At 67.7% G+C, this 19,071-nt stretch carries 11 protein-coding genes and 2 tRNA genes; 3 read left to right on the top strand and 10 right to left on the bottom strand.

Translation table 11 applies throughout. The annotated features are described in order from the left end of the window. Nucleotides 1–72: 72 nt before the first annotated feature. The 4 genes from NMQ03_RS03655 to NMQ03_RS03670 form a co-directional block, all read right to left on the bottom strand. Nucleotides 73–1,233, bottom strand: coding sequence for a globin domain-containing protein (locus NMQ03_RS03655; protein ID WP_255174427.1), 1,161 nt, complete (start codon nt 1,231–1,233; stop codon nt 73–75). Nucleotides 1,234–1,372: 139 nt separating this feature from the next. After that, nucleotides 1,373–1,822 carry an Rrf2 family transcriptional regulator gene (locus NMQ03_RS03660; RefSeq protein WP_255174428.1) on the bottom strand — a complete coding sequence of 150 codons (450 nt, stop codon included), beginning with the start codon at nt 1,820–1,822 and terminating at the stop codon, nt 1,373–1,375. Nucleotides 1,823–1,837: 15 nt separating this feature from the next. After that, a complete protein-coding gene (locus tag NMQ03_RS03665) occupies nt 1,838–2,335 on the bottom strand; it encodes a hypothetical protein (RefSeq protein ID WP_255174429.1) in 498 nt (165 codons plus the stop codon). A 6-nt stretch (nt 2,336–2,341) separates the two neighbouring features. Continuing rightward, nucleotides 2,342–3,760: a phosphomannomutase/phosphoglucomutase gene (locus NMQ03_RS03670; protein ID WP_255174430.1), complete on the bottom strand. Its 1,419-nt coding sequence runs from the start codon at nt 3,758–3,760 to the stop codon at nt 2,342–2,344. A gap of 151 nt (nt 3,761–3,911) precedes the next feature. On the opposite strand from NMQ03_RS03670, the gene NMQ03_RS03675 reads away from it, so the two are divergent. Then, complete coding sequence (locus NMQ03_RS03675; protein ID WP_255174431.1) at nt 3,912–6,116, top strand: RecQ family ATP-dependent DNA helicase; 2,205 nt, start codon at nt 3,912–3,914, stop codon at nt 6,114–6,116. Here the strand turns inward: NMQ03_RS03675 and NMQ03_RS03680 are convergent. The 4 genes from NMQ03_RS03680 to NMQ03_RS03695 all read right to left on the bottom strand — a co-directional run bounded on the left by NMQ03_RS03680 (nt 6,040) and on the right by NMQ03_RS03695 (nt 10,751). Further along, the gene (locus NMQ03_RS03680; RefSeq protein WP_255174432.1) at nt 6,040–7,521 is read right to left on the bottom strand and encodes an MFS transporter; all 1,482 of its coding nucleotides are present in this window, start codon (nt 7,519–7,521) and stop codon (nt 6,040–6,042) included. The two genes, NMQ03_RS03675 and NMQ03_RS03680, sit on opposite strands and share 77 nt — an antisense overlap. 260 nt (nt 7,522–7,781) lie before the next feature. After that, nucleotides 7,782–7,870: transfer RNA gene (locus tag NMQ03_RS03685), tRNA-Ser, on the bottom strand. A gap of 107 nt (nt 7,871–7,977) precedes the next feature. Further along, nucleotides 7,978–8,502 carry a GNAT family N-acetyltransferase gene (locus tag NMQ03_RS03690; RefSeq protein ID WP_255174433.1) on the bottom strand — a complete coding sequence of 175 codons (525 nt, stop codon included), beginning with the start codon at nt 8,500–8,502 and terminating at the stop codon, nt 7,978–7,980. A 5-nt stretch (nt 8,503–8,507) separates the two neighbouring features. Further along, the gene (locus tag NMQ03_RS03695; protein ID WP_255174434.1) at nt 8,508–10,751 is read right to left on the bottom strand and encodes a prolyl oligopeptidase family protein; all 2,244 of its coding nucleotides are present in this window, start codon (nt 10,749–10,751) and stop codon (nt 8,508–8,510) included. 84 nt (nt 10,752–10,835) lie between these two features. On the opposite strand from NMQ03_RS03695, the gene NMQ03_RS03700 reads away from it, so the two are divergent. Beyond that, the gene (locus NMQ03_RS03700; RefSeq protein ID WP_255174435.1) at nt 10,836–12,770 is read left to right on the top strand and encodes an FAD/NAD(P)-binding domain-containing protein; all 1,935 of its coding nucleotides are present in this window, start codon (nt 10,836–10,838) and stop codon (nt 12,768–12,770) included. Nucleotides 12,771–12,885: 115 nt separating this feature from the next. Here the strand turns inward: NMQ03_RS03700 and NMQ03_RS03705 are convergent, their stop codons facing one another. Both NMQ03_RS03705 and NMQ03_RS03710 read right to left on the bottom strand, forming a co-directional pair. After that, nucleotides 12,886–17,406: an ExeM/NucH family extracellular endonuclease gene (locus NMQ03_RS03705; protein WP_255174436.1), complete on the bottom strand. Its 4,521-nt coding sequence runs from the start codon at nt 17,404–17,406 to the stop codon at nt 12,886–12,888. 424 nt (nt 17,407–17,830) lie between these two features. Further along, nucleotides 17,831–17,918 (bottom strand) — tRNA-Ser (locus NMQ03_RS03710). Nucleotides 17,919–18,026: 108 nt separating this feature from the next. On the opposite strand from NMQ03_RS03710, the gene NMQ03_RS03715 reads away from it, so the two are divergent. Beyond that, nucleotides 18,027–19,010 carry an NAD(P)H-quinone oxidoreductase gene (locus NMQ03_RS03715; RefSeq protein ID WP_255174437.1) on the top strand — a complete coding sequence of 328 codons (984 nt, stop codon included), beginning with the start codon at nt 18,027–18,029 and terminating at the stop codon, nt 19,008–19,010. Nucleotides 19,011–19,071: the final 61 nt, after the last annotated feature.

Raw genomic sequence — 19,071 nt, forward strand, 5'->3', positions numbered from 1 at the left:
TCCATGCGACGACGGCCCCGCACCTTTTCGAAAAGGTGCGGGGCCGTCGTCGTTCACGAAGTGCGGCGGAAATCAGCTGGCGAGCCAGATGTCCGGGCCGAAGACCTCGTAGTGGATCCGGGTCGCGGGGATCCCGGCGTTGATGGCCTCGTTGCGGATGTTCTTCATGAACGGCAGCGGGCCACAGAGGTACAGGGAGGCGTCGGCCGGGAGGTCCACTTCCCGCAGCGTCATGAATCCCTGCTTGGCGCCGTCCACCGGCTTCTCCAGCCAGAGCTGCAGTTCGGCACCGTCGAGGCGTTCGACGTCGTCCGTCATCTGGCTGCGCAGGGCCCAGCTGTCCAGGGTGCTTTCGGCATGGAGCACCAGGACCTGGCGGTCGGAGCCCGACTCCGCGAGGGAACGGAGGATGGAGGCGGTGGGGGTGCAGCCGATGCCGGCGGAGGCCAGGACCACGGGGCCGTCGCCCTCCTTGAGTGTGATCTCGCCGTAGGGGTTGGAGATCTCGACGACGTCGCCCACCTGGACAGTGTTGTGCAGCACGGGGGAGACCTCGCCGCCGTCGTCCAGCTTGGTGGTGAAGGTGCGGCTGGTGCCCGCATCGCCGGAAAGGGAGTACTGGCGGACCTGGCGCAGGCCGTCCGCAACGGCAACCTTGACGCTGATGTACTGTCCGGGAAGGGCCGGGGTGACGGGGGTGTCATCCGCGGGCTCCAGGGTGAAGGTCATGGACCCGGTTCCTGCGGGGGTCTTGGCCGCCACGCGCCACGGCATCCACATCTTGTCATTGGCCTGGGCTGCGTAAAGGCCCTTCTCGAGCTTGATCAGGGCATCGGCCATCAGCCAGTACACCTCGGTCCAGGCCTCGGCGATCTCGGGCGTGATGACCTCGGCCAGGTCCTCGGCGATGGCGCCGAACAGGTGCTCGTAGACCACCTGGTACTGCGGCTCGGTGATGCCAAGGGAGGCGTGGCGGTGGGCGATGCGGGAAAGGACCGTCTCCGGCAGGGTGCCCGGGTTGTTCACCAGGTGGGTGGCGAAAGCGGCGATGCTCCCGGCCAGGGCCTGCTGCTGGTTGCCGGAGCGCTGGTTGGAGCGGCTGAACAGTCCATCCATCAATTCGGGGTGCGCCGCGAAAAGGCGGGCGTAGAAGTTGGGGGTGATGGATCCGATCCTGGAGCCGACCAGCGGCAGGGTGGCCTCAATGACGGGGCGGGACTTGTCCGAGAGCATCTGTACTCCTGAGGTTATGGCCGGGGCCTTCGTCCGGCCGGATGAAAACTCATATTTCAAATGCGAGTATTTCTGCCTCAGTTCTACACCTTGTAGAAGTTTGAAATCAAACCGGGAGCGGGCAACCGGATACGGGCACTCAGAGGCCCGGGCGGAGGCCGATCATTTGGAAGACCGGCGCCATCTGCCGGGCCTGGGGAAGGTCCCCGATCACCACGGAATCAAGCTCGGCGTAAAAAGCTTCCCGCGCACGGGCCAGGGCGCCACGCAGCCTGCACTCGTTGATCAGGGGGCAGTTGCCGGCGGGAGACACGCAGTCCGCGGGATCTGTGCGGCTATCAAGCTGCCGCAGGATCTGGCCTACCGTGGCGATGCGTCCCGCATGGCTGAGCCGCGAACCGCCGGACCGGCCGCGCACTACCTCGATCAGGCCCATGGTCCGCAGCCTGGCCATGGCCTTGCTCACGTGGTTGTACGGTGTCCCCACCGAGTCCGCGATGCTCTGGGTGGTGAGCAGCGTGCCGTCCGGAACCGCTGCGAGCACCATGAGTGCCCGCAGGCTCACGTCAGCGAAGGCATTGATCTTCATGGCAGCAAATCCGGTCTAGTCCACCCAGATGACGGGCTCGCTGGCGTCTGCACCGAGGTCGCCGAATTCCCAGGACTGGGTGGTTGCGTTGGCCGAGTAGGGGAGCACCGCGGCGAAGAGGGAACCATCCCGGTGTTCAGCAGCCACGTGGATGGCGTCCGAATCCTCCTCCACCAGCAGGATGTCGCACACCACGGCGGCGGCGCGGAAGTCGTCCCGGTTCTGGCGGAGGAGGGCCTGCAGGTCGCTGATCATGGCGTCGGCGTCGAAGTCCGCGCCGCTGCCCTCTCCGGCATCTGCGGGAGAGACGGCAACCAGCCGCACCTCGCCGTCGTTCTGGACGGTCAACGCAAAGGGCAGGAAGCCGCCGTTGCGCTGGAGCTGCTCCTGGGCCGCGCTGACGCCCGTGCCCAGGAGGTTCTCCAGGTCCGTTGCCGTGGCTTCGGAGACGGAATCGCGCCAGCTGTCCTGCCCGCTGTTTCCGTCCGCTGCCTGCCCGGTATGGTCAGCCATTCGGTGCTAGGCCCGCACCAGCGAAAGGACGCGGTCGCGGACGCGTTCCATGGTGGCCCGGTCCGTGGCCTCGGCGTTGAGCCGCAGGAACGGTTCGGTGTTGGACGGGCGCAGGTTGAACCAGTAGCTGCCGTCGTTCGCCGTGAACGTGCTGCCGTCCAGGTTGTCGATGGTGAGGTCCTCGTCCGCGAACGCCTGGCGCACGCGCTCCACCGCTGCCGGCTTGTCCTCCACCTCGGAGTTGATCTCGCCGGAGCTGACGTAGGGCTCGTATTCTCGGGCCAGGTCGGAAAGCGGGCCGTCCTGCTCGCCCAGCGCCGCCAGGACGTGCATGGCGGCCAGCATGCCGGTGTCAGCGTTCCAGAAGTCGCGGAAGTAGAAGTGCGCGGAGTGCTCGCCGCCGAACACGGCGCCTTCCTTGGCCATGACTGCCTTGATGAAGGAGTGGCCCACCCGCGTGCGGACCGCGCGTCCGCCGTCGTGCTCCACCAGTTCCGCGACGGCGCGGGAGGTGAGCAGGTTGTGGATGATGCTGGGCGTTTCCTCGCCCTGGGCCTTGGCGCGGGCGATTTCGCGGCGGGCCACCATGCCGGTAATGGCCGACGGTGAGACGGGCTCGCCCTTCTCGTCAATGACGAAGCAGCGGTCGGCGTCGCCGTCGAAGGCAAGGCCGATGTCCGCCCCGTGCTCGATCACAGCGGCCTGCAGGTCGCGGAGGTTTTCCGGCTCCAGCGGGTTGGCCGGGTGGTTGGGGAAGGAGCCGTCCAGTTCGAAGTACAGCGGAACGATGTCGAAGGGCAGCTTGGGCAGCAGCGCGTCACCCAGGACCGCCGGGGTAGTCAGGCCGGCCATGCCGTTGCCTGCGTCCACCACGACTTTCAGGGGGCGGGAGGCGGAGAGGTCGACGAGCTTGCGGAGGTACTCGGAGTAGTCCTTGAGCACGTCGCGGACGCTGATCAGGCCGCGGGCGCCGGTCGCGGGGATGGAACCGGAGTTGAGGTACTGCTCCGCGAGGGCCTGGATCTCCTTGAGGCCGGTTTCGGAGGAGATGGGAACGGCGCCTGCCTTGGCCATCTTGATGCCGTTGTATTCGGCAGGGTTGTGGCTGGCGGTGAAGGTGGCTCCGGCGCGGTTAAGGAAGCCGCAGGCGAAGTACAGCTCGTCGGTGGAGATCAGGTCCAGGAGCTCCACGTTGGCACCCCGGGTTGCCGCTCCGTTGGCGAAGGCCTTGGAGAACTCGGGGGAGGAGGGGCGCATGTCGCCGCCCACCACGATGGTCTGGCCTTCGAGCTGCAGGACATCCACGAACGCGGCCCCCACGGCTTCGACGATTTCGGCGGTGATCGACTCGCCCACAATCCCACGGACGTCGTAGGCCTTGAAGGATGCCGAGAGATCAAATGTCGTTGTCTGTTCGCTAGTCACGGGCTTTATCTTACGTGTGCGGCGCATGTGGCCAACGGGTTTGTGGAGAACTTGCGTCACAGCTGGGGCTTTGCAGCGCGTGCCTGGCCGGTTTCCACATAGCGCCGCCATCGCGGTGCGGGGTGTCGGAGGGTGCTGGGATACTGAATCAATGGCCAATAACCAGTACGCTTCCACAGTTTCCGCCACCGCCGTTGCAGATACGGCAGGCCCGGACGGTCCGGGGACCGCCACGCATGCCGAAGCGCTGGAGGTCCTGCGCGGCCTGGTGGGGAACCCGGGCGCCGTCTTCCACGACGGCCAGTTTGAAGCAATCGAAGCATTGGTCGACGGCGGGCGGCGGGCCCTGGTGGTCCAGCGCACCGGCTGGGGCAAGTCGGCCGTGTACTTCGTGGCATCCCTGCTGCTGCGCCGCCGGGGGGCCGGGCCCACACTGATCGTCTCGCCCCTGCTGGCCCTGATGCGTGACCAGGTGGCTGCCGCCGCCCGGGCAGGGGTCCGTGCGGTGGCCATCAACTCAGCCAACCAGCTGGAGTGGGACGCTGTCCGTGAGCAGCTGGCCGCGGACCAGGTGGACGTCCTGCTGGTGTCCCCGGAACGGCTCACAAATCCGGCGTTCCGGGAAACCCAGCTGCCCGAGCTGCTCCGCCGTACCGGCCTGCTGGTCATCGACGAGGCGCACTGTATTTCGGACTGGGGCCACGACTTCCGCCCCGATTACCGCCGGATCGCTGACCTCATCACCCGGCTGCCGGACACGGTGCCGGTCCTGGCCACCACCGCCACGGCCAACTCACGGGTGGTGCACGATATCGAAGAGCAGCTCGGCGCCGGGGTCCTGACCATCCGGGGCTCCCTGGGCCGCGACTCACTGCGGCTGGGAGTCCTGTCGCTGCCCAATTCCAAAGAGCGGCTGGGGTGGCTGCTGACCCACCTGGCAGACCTCCCCGGCAGCGGCATCATCTACACCCTGACCGTCTCCGCCGCGGAGGACACCGCCCGGCTGCTTTCCGAAGCGGGGCACAATGTGCTCGCCTACACCGGGCGGACCGACCCGGCGGACCGGGAACGGGCAGAGCAGCTCCTGAAGGACAACCAGGTCAAGGCGCTGGTGGCCACCTCCGCACTCGGCATGGGCTTTGACAAGCCCGATCTTGGTTTCGTCGTCCACCTGGGCGCACCGTCCTCACCGGTGGCCTATTACCAGCAGGTGGGCCGCGCCGGCCGTGGGGCCGCGAACGCCGACGTCCTGCTGCTGCCCGGCTCCGAGGACCGGGAGATCTGGCAATACTTCGCCACCGCGTCCATGCCGTCCGAGGAGAAGGCAGCGGCCGTGCTGACTGCTCTGGCCGAGGCGGGCACCGCGCTGTCAACGGTGGCGCTTGAAGCCCGGGTGGACCTTCGCCGCACTCCGCTTGAGCTGCTGTTGAAGGTCCTGTCCGTGGACGGAGCGGTGGAGCGGGTCGGCGGCGGCTGGCGCTCCACGGGCCAGCCTTGGGTCTACGACGCCGAGCGCTACAGCCGCATTGCGGAGGCGCGGGTGGACGAGCAGGACTCCATGGTCATCTACCAGGACACGGCCGGTTGCCGGATGGAGTACATCACGTCGGTCCTGGACGACGAGACAGCCCGCCCCTGCGGCCGGTGCGACAACTGCGCCGGTCAGTGGTTCCCTGCGGATGTGGCCGCCGATGCCACGGCGGCGGCCAACCAGACCCTGAGCCGGGCGGGCGGTGTCCTGGAGCCGCGTCTTCAGTGGCCCAGTGGCATGGACCGTCTTGGGGTGCCGGTGAAGGGGAAACTCAAACCGGCTGAGGGCCTCTCGGAGGGGCGCGTCCTGGCCCGCCTGACGGACCTCGGCTGGGGCGGCGCCCTGCGGGAACTGTTTGCCGCGGGCGCGGAGGACCGGCCCGTGGACCAGGGCATGCTCCAGGCCTGCGTCCAGGTACTGCGCGAGTGGGGGACCGGCGATGGCCGGAACCCGGGATGGAGCGGAGTGGGCAGGCTTACCGCCATCGTGGGTGTGCCGTCGCGGGGCAAGCCCCAGCTCGTGGGCTCGCTGGCCCGGGGAATCTCGGAAATCGGGCGCATCCCCTACCTTGGTGACCTGCAGCTGGCCCACAGCGGGCCCACCGGGGGCCGCGGCGGCAACAGCGCATACCGGCTGGCAGGGGTATGGGACCGGCTGGTGGTGGGCCCGGAGCTCGAAGCGGCCCTGCAGTCAATCCAGGGCCAGCCGGTGATGCTCATCGACGACCTCACCGACAGCCGGTGGACCCTCACCGTCGCGGGGCGCGCCCTTCGGCAGGCCGGGGCGGGAGCGGTTCTGCCCCTGGTGCTGGCCCAGGCCGGCTGACTGCTGCCCCCGCGTGCCGGGGGAGCAGGATGCTGTCCACGGTGCTTGCCAGCATCAGGACGGCCATCGCCAGGAAAGCGCCGCGGAAAGGGCCGGCCGGATCCTGAACCGCGGTGGACAGGCCCTCGAAGGTCCGGATCAGCAGGGCAGCGATGGCGATGCCGGAGCCTGTGCCGAGCTGCACCAGCGTGGCGGACACGGTGTTGGCGGAGGTCAGCTGCTCCGGGGGAATGTCCGCGTACTGGACCGAGGCGTAGGCCGAAAAACCGATGGAGCGGAAGGCGCCGCTGCACACCAGCAGTGCGGCCATCAAAGCCACCGGGGTTTCCGGTGTCAGGAAGGCACAGAGGGCGAACGTCACGGCTGATGCCAGCGAGGCGAACACCAGCATCGCCCTGAAACCGAACTTCCGGATCAACGGTGTGGTGGCCGGCTTGATCCCGATGTTTCCAACGAACACTGCTGCCACCAAGGCGCCGGCGTGCAGCGGTGACCAGCCGAACCCCGCCTGGAACATCAGCGGCAGCAGGAAGGGGACGGAGCTGATGGTGACCCGGTACACGAACCCGCCCGTGGCCATGGCCCGGAACGTCCTGGTGCGGAAGACGTGCAGGTTGAAGAGCGGATGCGGAGCCCGGCGCATCCACAGGACCGCCCCGGCCAGTGCCGCGATCCCGGCTGCAGCGCTGACTCCCGCCCATGGCAGTCCTGGGTGGCTGCTGGCGAGCTCCAGACCAGTCACCAGGGCACCGACGCCAACCGTCGTCAGGAGCATGCCGGGCCAGTCCAGCCGCCGGCCGGGATCTCCGGCCACCGCCGGAACCAGCCGCAGGGACGCCACGAAGGCGGCTACCCCAAGCGGAAGGTTGACCAGGAAGATCCAATGCCACGACAGGTACGTGGTGAGCGCCCCGCCCACCAGTGGCGCGAGTACGGGTGCCAGGAGCCCGGGCCACACCAGAAACGCGGTGGCGCGCAGCAGCTCGGACTTCGGGGTGCCGCGCAGCACCACCAGGGTTCCCACCGGCACCATCATGGCGCCACCGGCACCCTGGGCGATGCGGCTCAGGGTCAGGGTGGCCAGGTCCTGGCTGAGCGCACACGCCAGGGATGACAGGGTGAACACCGCGATGGCAGTGCAGAAGATCCGCCTGGCGCCAAACCGTTCCGCCAGCCAGCCGCTGAGGGGAATGCCGATGGCAACCGTCAGCAGGTAGGCGGTCATGGTGATGTTGACGTCGGCGGCGGGGATGGCAAAGTCCGCCGAAATGCTGGGAATGGCGGTGGTGAGGACCGTGCCGTCCAGGAATTCCATGAAGAACGCTGCCGCCACCAGGAGTGCCAGGCGCGGATTCCATGCCGTCTGGGCGCCGTCCGGGTGGTGTGGGTTGCTGGGTGCCGCCATGCGCCAATCCTGCCACCGCGGCATCGGCGGCGCCCGCCGCGTCCGATTATCGGACAGCGTTTTCCGATGGTGGTTACCCAGCCACGCCCCGGAGAGTCATAAGGTTGTTCGCGTTTCCGAAGCTTGAACGCCCGGATCTGCGAAGCAGCCCAGGACTGGCGGGAGCCCAGGCTGCAGGGGCCATAGTGCAGGTACTCTCTGGAAACACAAAAGGCCCCGGAAACGCAAAAGGCCCCGGTCCAAGGGACCGGGGCCAAACGCGGAGACGGGGGGATTTGAACCCCCGGTCGAGTTTAACCCCGACCCTTCATTAGCAGTGAAGTCCATTCGGCCGCTCTGGCACGTCTCCAGTTGCTATTACTAGCCCACCAAGGATACGCAGATCCGGCCATGCAGTGCAAAACGGTGCCCGCCACAGGCGCCGCCCCCGGTAAACGGGGTTCAGGTGCTCCGCGGTCAGCCCTGCGCCGAGCGGACCATCCGGATCTCCGGCAGGTCCTCCCACTCAGGCAGGACGTCCTCTGCGCCGTCCGGTGCAAAGCCGAATCGGCGGTAGAAACCGATGGCCTGGCTGTTGGCGGCTGCCACCCAGAGGCTCGCCGCCCTGGAGCCGATGGCCGCGTCCAGCAAAAGGGCGCCCAAGCCAAGACCCTGGTGCGAGGCCAGCAGGTACAGCCCCCACAGCTCCAGGTCTCCGGAGGCAGGCTGCGGATGCCCTTCCGGGGAACCGGGGGCAGGCAGGCGGCGTGAACCGGCAAACCCCACCACCGTCCCGCCGTCGCACGCCACCCACGCCTCGGCAGGTTCGGCCCGGTCCAGAAGGTGCTGCCAGAGCCGCAGCCGGCCCGCGGGGTCCACGGCGGCGAGGAAGGCATCGGACAGCATGCCCCGGTAGGTCTCCTGCCAGCAGCGCACGTGTACCTGGGCCAGCCGCTCCACATCCGCGGCAACGGCCCGCCGTACCGCCAGACCGGGTGCCATGGCGGTCAGCCTGCCAGCGCTTTCCACAGGAAGTGCTGGCTGCGCGCCTGCAGGGCAGCGGCCTGCCGGTTGTCGGAGGCGCCGGCGTGGCCACCCTCCAGGGCCTCGTGGAACCACACGTTCGGGATGCCCATGGCCAGCATCCGGGCGGCCATCTTCCGTGCCTGCACGGGACCCACCCGGTCGTCCGAGGTCGCAGTCCAGATGAACGTCTCCGGGTACTCCACCGCGTCCTTGAGCAGGTGGTAGGGCGAGAAGGTCCTGATGTACTCCCACTGCTCGGGAACATCCGGGTCCCCGTACTCGGCAATCCACGAGTGCCCCGCGGAGAGCTTGGTGTAGCGGCGCATGTCCAGCAGGGGCACGCCGCAGGAGACGGCCCGGAACAGTTCCGGATACCGGGTGAGCATGTTCCCCACCAGGAGTCCGCCATTGGAACCGCCCACGCAGCCCAGCCGCCGCGGCGAGGTGACCCCGCGGGAGATGAGGTCCCGCGCCACGGCTGCGAAGTCCTCGTAGGCGCGGTGCCGGTTTTCCTTCAGCGCGGCACGGTGCCAGGCCGGCCCATATTCGCCGCCGCCGCGGATGTTCGCCACCACGTACACCCCGCCGCGCGAGTGGGGTGCCTTCCCGTCGCTGCCGTCCGAGAGCGTGGTCCGCCGCTCCAGCCACGCCCGGCCCACGGTGCCGCTGTAGGCGGGCGTCCGTGAAACCTCGAATCCGCCGTAGCCGGACAGCTGGGTGGGGTTCTGCCCGTCCAAAGCCAGGTCCCGCGGAGCTACCTGGAAATACGGGACCCGGGTGCCGTCGTCGGACACGGCAAAGTGCTGCTGCACTTCATAGTCAGCGTCGGCAAAGAACGACGGCGAGCTCTTGACCACTGCATGGCGGCTCACCACGCCGGACGTCCCGGCGCTCCCGCGTTCCAGGGTGCCGCGCATCAGCGTGGTGGGGGTGGTGAATCCCGTGGCGATGAGCCAGAAGTCATCGCCCGCGCCGCCGTCCGCCGGCCCCTCGTCCTCGTCATCCACGGCGTAGGCGTTCACATCGTGCAGCGGCGGGCAGGCGTCCAGGAGAGTGGCCGCCCAGCCACCGTCCGCGCCGTCGGACGGCCGGGACGGGTCCAGGACCCGGATCTCGGAGGAGACGTCCTTGAGCAGGTTGAGCAAAAGGAAGTTCCGGGTCCAGCTCCAGGACTGCAGGGACGTGTGCGCGTCGGGGGTGAACAGGACCGTGAGGTCCCGGCTGCCGGCGAGGTAGTCCTCGAAGTTGGCGGCAAGCAGGGCCCCGGAAGGATACGTGGTGCCGTCCAGGAGCCAGTCCTGCTGCGGACGGAAGAGCAGCCATTCCCGGTGGGCGCTGACGTTGACGTCCGTGGGAACGTCGATCTGTTCCCAGGATCCGTCCCGCAGCACAAAGTTGGTGCGGTTGAAGAAGTCGATGTAGTCCACGGCGAAAGTCCGCTCAAAGCCGGGGGTGGAGTCATGGGCCGCCACGGCCATCATGTGGTCTTCCGCCACCTCAAAGAGGCGCGGAGCCGCTGCCAGGGACTCTCCGCGCTTGAGCGTCACCGCAGTCCGCGCGTAGGAAGACGCTGTCTTGGGCAGCCCGTCCGCGGTGGAAGCAACCAGCAGGGTGTCGGCATCCAGCCAGGACACGTTGCCTTTCGCCGTCGGGAGGTCAAACCCGCCGCGGGCGGGGTCCACGAAGCCGCGCGCCTCGACGTCGAACTCGCGGTAGCGGTTGGCGTCGCCGCCGTCGGGGGAGAGGGCAAGCAGCGCCAGGCGGTAGGGCTTCCCGGCTGCGGGGCGCAGGAACGTGGCGCCGTGGAACACCCACTCTTCGCCTTCGGCGCGGGACAGCTCGTCAACATCGAGCAGGACGTCCCATTCCGGGGAATCGGTGCAGTAGCTTTCCCAGGTGGTCCGCCGCCACAGGCCCTTGGGGTTCTGCCCGTCCTTCCAAAAGTTGTAGTACCAGTCGCCGCGCTTGCCCACCATGGCGATCCGGTCCGTGGAGTCCAGCACTTCCAGGATGCCGGTTTCCAGTTCCGCGTAGCCGCCGTCCTCCAGCAGGTCCTCGGTGCGGGAGTTTTGCTCCTTGACCCAGGCCAGCTGTTCCTCGCCGTAGATGTCCTCCAGCCACACATTCTCGTCGACGGGTTCCGGCGCGGTTTCCCGGGAGTTGCTGCCGGAAGTGTCCCGGCCGGGGCCGGGTACGGACGCTTGATCAGCTGCTGTGGTGGTCATGCGCCCCATCCAAACAACATCCCCCATGGCTGGCAAGTCAAGCGTCCGGCGCACGCTCCGCTTCCAGCCCGTACGCTGTATGGCGTGGAAATATCGCAGAGCAACCGGGCCGTCATCATCGGTGGCGGTCCCCGCGGCACCAGCGTGCTGGAGCGGCTGCTCGCCCACACCGCCGTCGCCGGCAACCCGAAAACGGACCTGCACATCGACGTCGTGGACCCCTATCCGGCAGGCTCCGGACATGTGTGGCAACCGGGCCAGTCCCGGCTGTTCCTCATGAACACCCAGTCCTTCTACCCCACCCTGGTTCCCGAGGATCCGGCCCTTCCCTCACCTGTTGCCGGCAGCACCTTCGACCAGTGGCGGGCCAGGCAGCAGCGGGACCCGCTCCCGGCCCTCACCGCCGGGGACCGGGCGGAGCTGGCGGTACTGGGATCGAACGATTTTCCCAGCCGAGCCCTCTACGGACGCTACCTGCGCTGCACCGTGGAGGAATTGCTGGGGACGGTTCCCGACGGCGTCACGATCGCATTCCACGAAACGACCGCTGTGTGGGTGCGTCCCGCGGGGGACGGAATGTTCGACGTCGGCCTGGCCACCGGGGAGGGCATCCGCGCCCATTCCGTGGTGCTGGCACTGGGGCACATCCCCTCCCGGCTGAATCCTGAACAGCGGGAGCTGCAGGCCGCCGCCGGGCAACTGGGCCTGCAGTACTTTCCCCCCGCCGTCCCGGCGGACGTGGACTGGTCCCGGATCCCCGCCGGCGAGCCGGTCCTGGTCCGCGGCATGGGCCTGAACTTCTTCGACACCATGGGCCAGCTCACCGAAGGCCGCGGCGGCAAGTTCGTGTCCAACGGCACGGGCCTGGAGTACGAACCGTCCGGCCAGGAACCCTTGATCATCGCAGCGTCCCGGCGTGGGACCCCGTACCGTGCCAAGGCGGCACTGGACGGCTACTACGCCTCCTCCATCACGCTCCGCTACCTCACCGAGGCCGCCATCGAGCGGCTGGCGAAGGCCGGGATCCGCCCTTCGTTCGACCACGACCTGTGGCCGCTGCTGCACCGCGACGCCCTGTGGGCCTACTACTCAACGCTGGTGCGCTCGCAGCCCGGCGCGGTGCCCGACGCGCCCGCGTTCCTCACAGCGCTGGAGGAGGCCCTGCAGCCGCACGCACACAGCGCCGCGAACTGGGAGGACAGCGTTGAGAGCGTCCTGGCCGTCCACGTGGGTCCCCGGCACCGCCTGGACCTGCCGGGGCTCGCAGCTCCTCTGGCGGGCCGTTCGTTCGACTCCCGCAGGGGCCACGACGCCGCCGTGGTGGAGTTCCTGCTTGACGATGCGCGCCGGTCTGCCCTGGGCGAGGACGATCCGGTCAAGATGGCCATCGCCGCGCTGCACCACGGCCGCGCCGTCCTGAAGTCGGCAGTGGCCGACGGCGGCATCACCGACGAGTCATGGGTCGCCGGCCTGCGCGGCTGGTTTGAGTCGTTTGTGGAGGGCCTGGCCAGCGGACCGCCGGCGCTGCGTTCCGAACAGCTCGCGGCCCTGGCAAGGGCCGGGGTGGTCAGCTTTGTTGGGCCGGACCCGAAATTCCGGGTGGACCGGAAGGCGGCCATGTTCACCGCTGCTTCGCCGTGGGTTTCCGGGCCGCCCGCCACGGCACGGACCATGGTGGAGGCCCTGGCTCCCGGAAACCGGGTCTCGGCCAACGATTCACCGGTATTGGAGCAGCTGCTGGCCGATGGGCTGGTGCGGCCCAAGCTCATGATGACCGCCGAAGGCGCCCCCATCGAGTCCACCGGCCTGGACGTGGAGGCCCACCCGTACCGCCCGGTTGCGGCCAACGGGTCAGTGACCGAGGGCCTGTTCGTGCTGGGGCTGCAGTTGTCGTCAGCGCAGTGGGGCACCGCCATCGCCGCCGAGGCCGTCCAGCCCGGCGGACCCGCGTACCGCAGCGGCCAGCGCACGCTCCGCGATGCGGACGAGATCGCCGCCGCCATCCTTCGCCGGGCTTAATTCGCCGCACTTAATTTCGCAGGGCTTACTCACAGGGCTTAAATGGCGATGCGCCATCACTTATGGTCGCTAAACCGGCGGAATAGGGACCACAAGTGATGGCGCATCCAGGGTTTTAGCCCCGCAGGCAGGCGCGGTAGGCGGCCATGGCCTGGCCGTAGTTCGCCTGCCCCCTGACGTCAGCGGGACGGGTGGGCTTGACCGGCGGAACGCAGACCGGCTGCGCCGGCGTATCGGCTCCCACCAGTACGGCCACCTTCACCGTGGTCCCGGACTCGACGGCGGTGAGCACCAGGGTTGCCGCGCCCTCCGCCGCCCCGGCCGGGACGGCCAGGTCCACCGAGGCCGCGCCGGCGCCCACCGGTACGGTGCCCAGCGGGGTGACCGTGCCCGTAGCGTCGGTGAACGAAGCTTCCAGGGCCGTGTTCACCGGGCTGCCCAGGGAGGTCAGGTCAAGCTTCGAGACCGCCAGGGTGACGGGCCCACCGGGCTTGAGCCCGTCGGCGGTGGTGTTGGTGACCGCCACCGAACGCCGCGCAAAGTCCGGAGCCACCGGGCTGCTCTTCTGGAGGTACCCGATCCAGGCGTCCCGGTCCACCAGCCCGGAATCCCGGGTATTGGTGCCTTCGGTGAAGATCCGGAAGTTGTCGCCTCCCGTGGCCAGGAAGCTGAACGTGCCCACCCGGTAGGACCTGGCCGGGTCCAGCAGTTCACCGTTCACCCGCACCCCGGTGATCCGGTCACCCGCGGCCCGGGCGGCGTCGTAGGTGTAGTTCACGTTCTTGGACAGGCCCAGCTGCAGGTAGGCGCGGCTGGGGACCGTGCCGTCCGGGTTGGTCTGCCACTGCTGCTCCAGCAGGGTCGTGAACTGCGCACCGGTCAGGGACGTGGTCCACAGGTTGTTCACGAACGGCAGGACCGCGTTGGCCTCGGCGTAGGTGACGGTGCCGTCCGGCGCGTAGTACAGCTCGTTGCGCAGGCCGCCGGGATTGACGACGCCGATTTCCGCGCCGCCGAGCTCGGCCGGCTGCAGGGAGGAAAGCAGCGAGTCGGCCACCAGGTTGCCGAGGGCGGATTCGCTGCTGCGGTCATCGCGCTTGGCGGTGCCGGTGGCATCGGTGGTGAAAGCCGTGGTGATGTCCTTGGTGACCGAACCCACGGGCTGGTTGCCCACCACAGCGGCGTCCGCCAGGGCCTTTTTGACGATTGCGTCGACCGCGGCCACGCGCGGGTACGCAGCCACCAGGCCGGCGGCGGCGTCGGTGGTGCGCTTGACGTTCCCGGCCTTGTAGGTGGTCACCTGCTTGCTGGCAGTGTCCACCGTCAGCTGGATCTGGCCCACGTTCTCGCCGTAGTTGCCGGTCTGCACGATGGGCCGGGTCTTGCCCGCCACGCCGGGAACGGGTGCGTCCCAGGCGTATTCCTTGTGGGTGTGGCCGGTGAAGATGGCATCAACGTCAGCGGACGTTTCCGTGACCAGCCTGGCGAAAGGGCCCCCGGCTGCCACTTCCTGTTCCAGCGTGGCGCCTTCCACCACACCCGAGCCGTCGCCGTCGTGGTCCTCCACGATGATGACGTCGGCAATCTTGTCCGCGGTGATCTTCGCGGCCGCCCGGTTGATGGCGTCCACCGGGTCCCCGAAGTCGAGGTCCGCGATGCCGGCGGGAGTGACCAGGGAGGGGACCTCCTGGGTGACGGTGCCGATCACGGCAACCTTGATGCCGTTCAGGTCCAGCACCGTGTACTCCGGAAGGACCGGCTCGGTGGTGCCCTTTTTGTAGACGTTCGCGCCGAGGTAGGGGAACTTCGCATTGGTGCCGCCGGCGATGACGCGGTCGCGCAGGTCCGCCCAGCCGCCGTCGAACTCGTGGTTTCCCACGGCCGACGCCTTCAGCTCCAAGGCGTTCAAGACGTCGATGGTGCGCTGGTCCTTGGCGACCGCGGAGGCGAACAGGGAGGCGCCGATGTTGTCACCTGCGGACAGGAACGCCGTGGCCCCCGGAGCGGCTGCGGCGCGGAGCTTTTCAATGGTCCCGACCACCTGGACCGTATTGGCGTCGATCCTGCCGTGGAAATCGTTGATGTTCAGGAGGTTCAGGTCAACAGTGGCAGGTGTGGGAGCCAGGTCCAGGCCCACCACCACGGGATCGTGGTCGCTGGCGCGGAACTGGTCCGGTGCGTAGTAGTCGGTGACGTTGTTGTTGTAGCGGCTGTACTCCAGCGCCACGGATTCCACCGAGTTGATGTTCCAGATGTCCGCGCCCGTGACCACACTGTTGGCGGCCGGGGAAGCGAGGATGTGGTCAAGCGAGCCCACCAGCCCGCCGAAAAGGTAGGAGTGCTTGGCGGTGCCGTCGGCGTTGCGCGCCTTGTCGTCCTGGTTGACATATCCCGCGCCGGTGAGGACGTTGATCGGGTCTTCCTTGCCATAGGAGTTGAAGTCACCGATCAGGAACACCTTGTCGGTGCCTTTGGACGCCTGCAGCGAGTTGGCGAAGTCCAGCAGGGACTTGGCCTGGGCCGTGCGGGCGAGGTTGGAATCGCCCTGGCCCTTGTCGGTGTCGTCCGGGGTGGCTGCCGAGCCCTTGGACTTGAAGTGGTTGGCGATGGCGATGAATTCCGTGCCGGCGCCGCCGCCCACGGGCTTGAACACCTGGGCCAGGGGCTTGCGGGCGCTGGCGAATGCAACGGTGTCGTTGTGGATGATGGATTCGCCCACCGGTTCCGCGGCTGCCTTCTTGAAAATGAACGCCATGCGGATCATGTCCTCATCGGCCAGCGGGGGCGCGTTAGCGGGTGAGCGGACGTAGTCCCAGATACCCGGGGTGGGGATGTTGAGCGCCTCCACGAGTTTGGCCAGGGCATCATCGCGGTCCTTGCCGAACTGCGCGGAGTTTTCAACCTCCATCAGGGTCACCACGTCGGCGCCGGACCTGGCGATGGCAGAGACGATCTTGTCCTGCTGGCGCTTGAAGTTCTCCGCGTTGGCTGCACCGCGGGCGTCACAGCCGCCACGGACGGTGATCGGATTCCCGGCGCGGTCCTCGTAGAACTTGCAGCCGGAGAGCATGTCACCGGTGGTGGGGAAGTAGTTCAGGACGTTGAACGAGGCGATCTTGACGTTGCCGCCAACGGCGGCCGGGGCATCCGTCCGGGTGGCTCCGAAGCCGGCCGGCTGGACCGTTGCCATGTTGGCCTCGGTCAGGTGGGTCAGCGGCTGGAGCTTCCAGGAGTTGTTGGCGTAACCCAGCACCACGTTGGTGGTGAAGTCCACCGGCGAACCCACGCGGACGGGGTCCGTGGTGGTCAGGTACGGCAGGACCTCGGCCTTGGTGGCGGCGTCCTTCAGGAAGTTGGTGCTGGACCCGTCGTCGAGCTTGATGCCGCGGGCAGCGTTGTCAGCCACCACGGCCGTGTACTCGGCGGAGCCGAACGGTGCCACAGCTGTGGGCTGGACCAGGGGGGTGGTCCCGCCCGCGAGGCCAATCTCGCCGTACTGGTTCAGGCTGTAGTTGTCGCTCACCGTCATGGGCCCCTGGGGTGCCAGCAGCATGCCTTCCAGCGATTCCCGGAAGGTTTCCGCGGCGGGAAGGGTGAAAATGGTGGGCTTGACCTCGGGAGCAGCCTCGGTGAGCTTGGTGAGGCCCGCCGCCGGGACGTTGAGCTGGGTCATGCCGTAGTACTCGGCCACTGTGCCCGTCACCTGAACGTAGTCACCGGCCTGCACCGAAGCCACGGTGGCGGGGGAGTAGACGAAGATGCCGTCGGATGCGGCGTGGTTGGTGGCCGTCAGGTCACCACCCGTGCCCGGTGTCTGGAGGTAGTAGCCGTTGAGGCCGCCCGTCGGAAAGGCTGCCGTGACTTTGCCCTTGGTGGTGACGGTGGCTCCGGCCAGCGGGCTTTCCGTCCCTGTGCCCTGGATTTCTGCGATGGTTCTGGAAACGGGACCCGGCGAGGGGGTGGGGTCGGGAGCCGGAGCTGTGCCGCCCGCAGGTGTTGGTGTGATGGCGCCAAGGAGCGTGAAGTCAGCGGCGTTGTTGTTGGTGTCCGCCCCGGCGGCCCTGTTGAGGCTCTTCACATCGGTGTTGCCGGCAGGTGCCGCAGCAGCCAGGGTCTCGAAGGTGTTGGAGGCACCGTAGCCCAGGAGGTCGGCCACGCCGGCTGTTTCCACCACGGAACCGGTGGGAAGCGCGACGGCGGTGGGCTGCTTGGCGAGCACGATGGTGCCCGAGGCCCCGGCGAAGTTCAGGGCGCCGGTCACGAGGTCAGGCTTGGGCAGGTCTGCGCCGTTGGTGCCATTGCTTCCGCCCTGGACCAGGTAGTAGCCCTTGGCCGGGATGGACCCTGACAGGGCAGCCACCCCACTTGGCGCCGCAGTGCCGGTTCCGGAGCGGTACTGCACGGACCAGCCCTCAAGGGAGACCGGGGCGTCCGAGGTGTTGTACAGCTCCACGAATTTGTTCTTGTAGGCGGCGCCGCTGCTGCCGCCGCTGAGGTAGGCCTCGTTGATGACAACGGGGGAGGTGCTTACCGCGGCTGAGACCTCCGCGGCCGCCGGGACAGCTGCCAGCGGGGCGGCGATGAGCCCCGCGGACAACGCTGTGCCCAGCGATAACTTCCATGTTTTTTGATGCATCCGCTCTTACTTTCATTGAGGTGTCCCGGGTGGGGACCCGGTGGAGTGCGTCCGGGGTTGTACCGATCGGACGTAGGCCCGGACCCTGCTCCTGGTCAAGTGGTGTCCGGCACATGACAACAGCGCTGAATGAACGCAGGGTGGCTAGAGCGTGCATTCGGCGGGACGTTCCCCAGCGGAGCGGCCCGCCCTGCGGCCCGGAGCTTCCCTAGCCCGGACCGGAGGTGCTGTTGGCGGGAGTGATGCTGCTTAAGCAAACACGCAAATGTGCTTAAGCAGTCACAAACAATACCCGCGGGTAGCTTTGGGGCCCGGGTTCGGCAGGGGGTTAGTCCAAAGAATTTACGTGTGCGCAACAAGGCAGGCCGGGGCTGCTTAAAGCAAAAAACCCCTGGCGGCCTACAGGCTGCCAGGGGTTCCCTTGCGGAAGGTAAGAGATTCGAACTCTTGGTACGGGGTTACCGCACACTGGTTTTCAAGACCAGCTCCTTCGGCCGCTCGGACAACCTTCCTCAGCTAGTAGTGTTTCATAGGCGCTTGCCTGCAACAAAACAGGCACGGGGAAGCGCGCGGTGCACACTGGATGCAGCCAGGATTTTAGTCAGGAACGGGAGAGGTCCATGAAAGCCGTCTACATATCGGAACCGGGCGGCCCGGAAGTGCTGGAAGTGCGGGACGTGGACGCCCCGGTGCCCGGCCAGGGCGAAGTGCTGATTGACGTGGTGGCGGTAAGCCTGAACCGGGCCGATGTCCAGCAGCGCAAGGGCTTCTACCCGCCGCCGCCGGGCGCTTCCGAGGTCCCCGGGCTGGAAGTGTCAGGACGGATCGCCGGCTTCGGACCCGGCGTCAGCAAGCCTTTCTCGCTGGGGGACAAGGTAGTGGCCCTGTTGGCAGGCGGTGGCTACGCCCAGCAGGTGGCGGTCCCGGCCGAGCAGGTGCTGCGCGTCCCTGAAGGGGTTGACCTGGTCACCGCCGCGTCGCTGCCGGAGGTGGCTGCGACGGTGTACTCAAACCTCATCATGACGGCGCAGCTGCAGCCGGGCGAAACGGTCCTCATCCACGGCGCCACCGGCGGGATCGGCACCATGGCCATCCAGCTCGCCAAGGCCTTCGGCGCCAAGGTGGCCACCACGGCCGGGACTGAGGAAAAGGTCAGTACGGCCAAAGCCTTCCTCGGGGCGGATATCGCCATCAATTACAAAGAGGAAGACTTTCCGGAGAGCCTTCGGCGGCAGAACGGCGGCAAGGGGGCCGACGTCATCCTGGACGTGGTGGGCGCCAAGTACCTGCAGCAGAACGTGGACGCCCTGGCCGACTACGGGCGCCTGGTGGTCATCGGCCTGCAGGGCGGAACCAAGGGTGAACTGGACCTGGGGCTGCTGCTGAAGAAGCGGGCGGCCGTGGTGGCTACTGCCCTGCGGCCCAGGCCGGTGGCGGAAAAAGGTGCCATCATGACCGCCGTGCGTGAGGCTGTGTGGCCGCTGGTGGCAGACGGCAGGATCCGTCCCCTGGTTGCCAAGACATTCCCCCTGGACCAAGTGGGTGCGGCCCACCGATACTTCGACAGCGGCGATCACGTGGGCAAGGTCCTCCTGGTGATGTAGGCCCGCCGATACATACCCGGTATTGCGTTCCGGGATGCTTCCGGTTTAGGCTGGCTATACG

Origin of the sequence: Arthrobacter sp. DNA4, from assembly GCF_024362385.1 — a bacterium.
Classification (GTDB): domain Bacteria; phylum Actinomycetota; class Actinomycetes; order Actinomycetales; family Micrococcaceae; genus Arthrobacter.

Bases quoted from the DNA above. Each gene is read 5' to 3' on its own strand.
- NMQ03_RS03655 (WP_255174427.1), bottom strand. From the start codon at position 1,233: ATGCTCTCGGACAAGTCCCGCCCCGTCATTGAGGCCACCCTGCCGCTG.
- NMQ03_RS03660 (WP_255174428.1), bottom strand. From the start codon at position 1,822: ATGAAGATCAATGCCTTCGCTGACGTGAGCCTGCGGGCACTCATGGTG.
- NMQ03_RS03665 (WP_255174429.1), bottom strand. From the start codon at position 2,335: ATGGCTGACCATACCGGGCAGGCAGCGGACGGAAACAGCGGGCAGGAC.
- NMQ03_RS03675 (WP_255174431.1), top strand. From the start codon at position 3,912: ATGGCCAATAACCAGTACGCTTCCACAGTTTCCGCCACCGCCGTTGCA.
- NMQ03_RS03680 (WP_255174432.1), bottom strand. From the start codon at position 7,521: ATGGCGGCACCCAGCAACCCACACCACCCGGACGGCGCCCAGACGGCA.
- NMQ03_RS03690 (WP_255174433.1), bottom strand. From the start codon at position 8,502: ATGGCACCCGGTCTGGCGGTACGGCGGGCCGTTGCCGCGGATGTGGAG.
- NMQ03_RS03695 (WP_255174434.1), bottom strand. From the start codon at position 10,751: ATGACCACCACAGCAGCTGATCAAGCGTCCGTACCCGGCCCCGGCCGG.
- NMQ03_RS03705 (WP_255174436.1), bottom strand. From the start codon at position 17,406: ATGCATCAAAAAACATGGAAGTTATCGCTGGGCACAGCGTTGTCCGCG.
- NMQ03_RS03715 (WP_255174437.1), top strand. From the start codon at position 18,027: ATGAAAGCCGTCTACATATCGGAACCGGGCGGCCCGGAAGTGCTGGAA.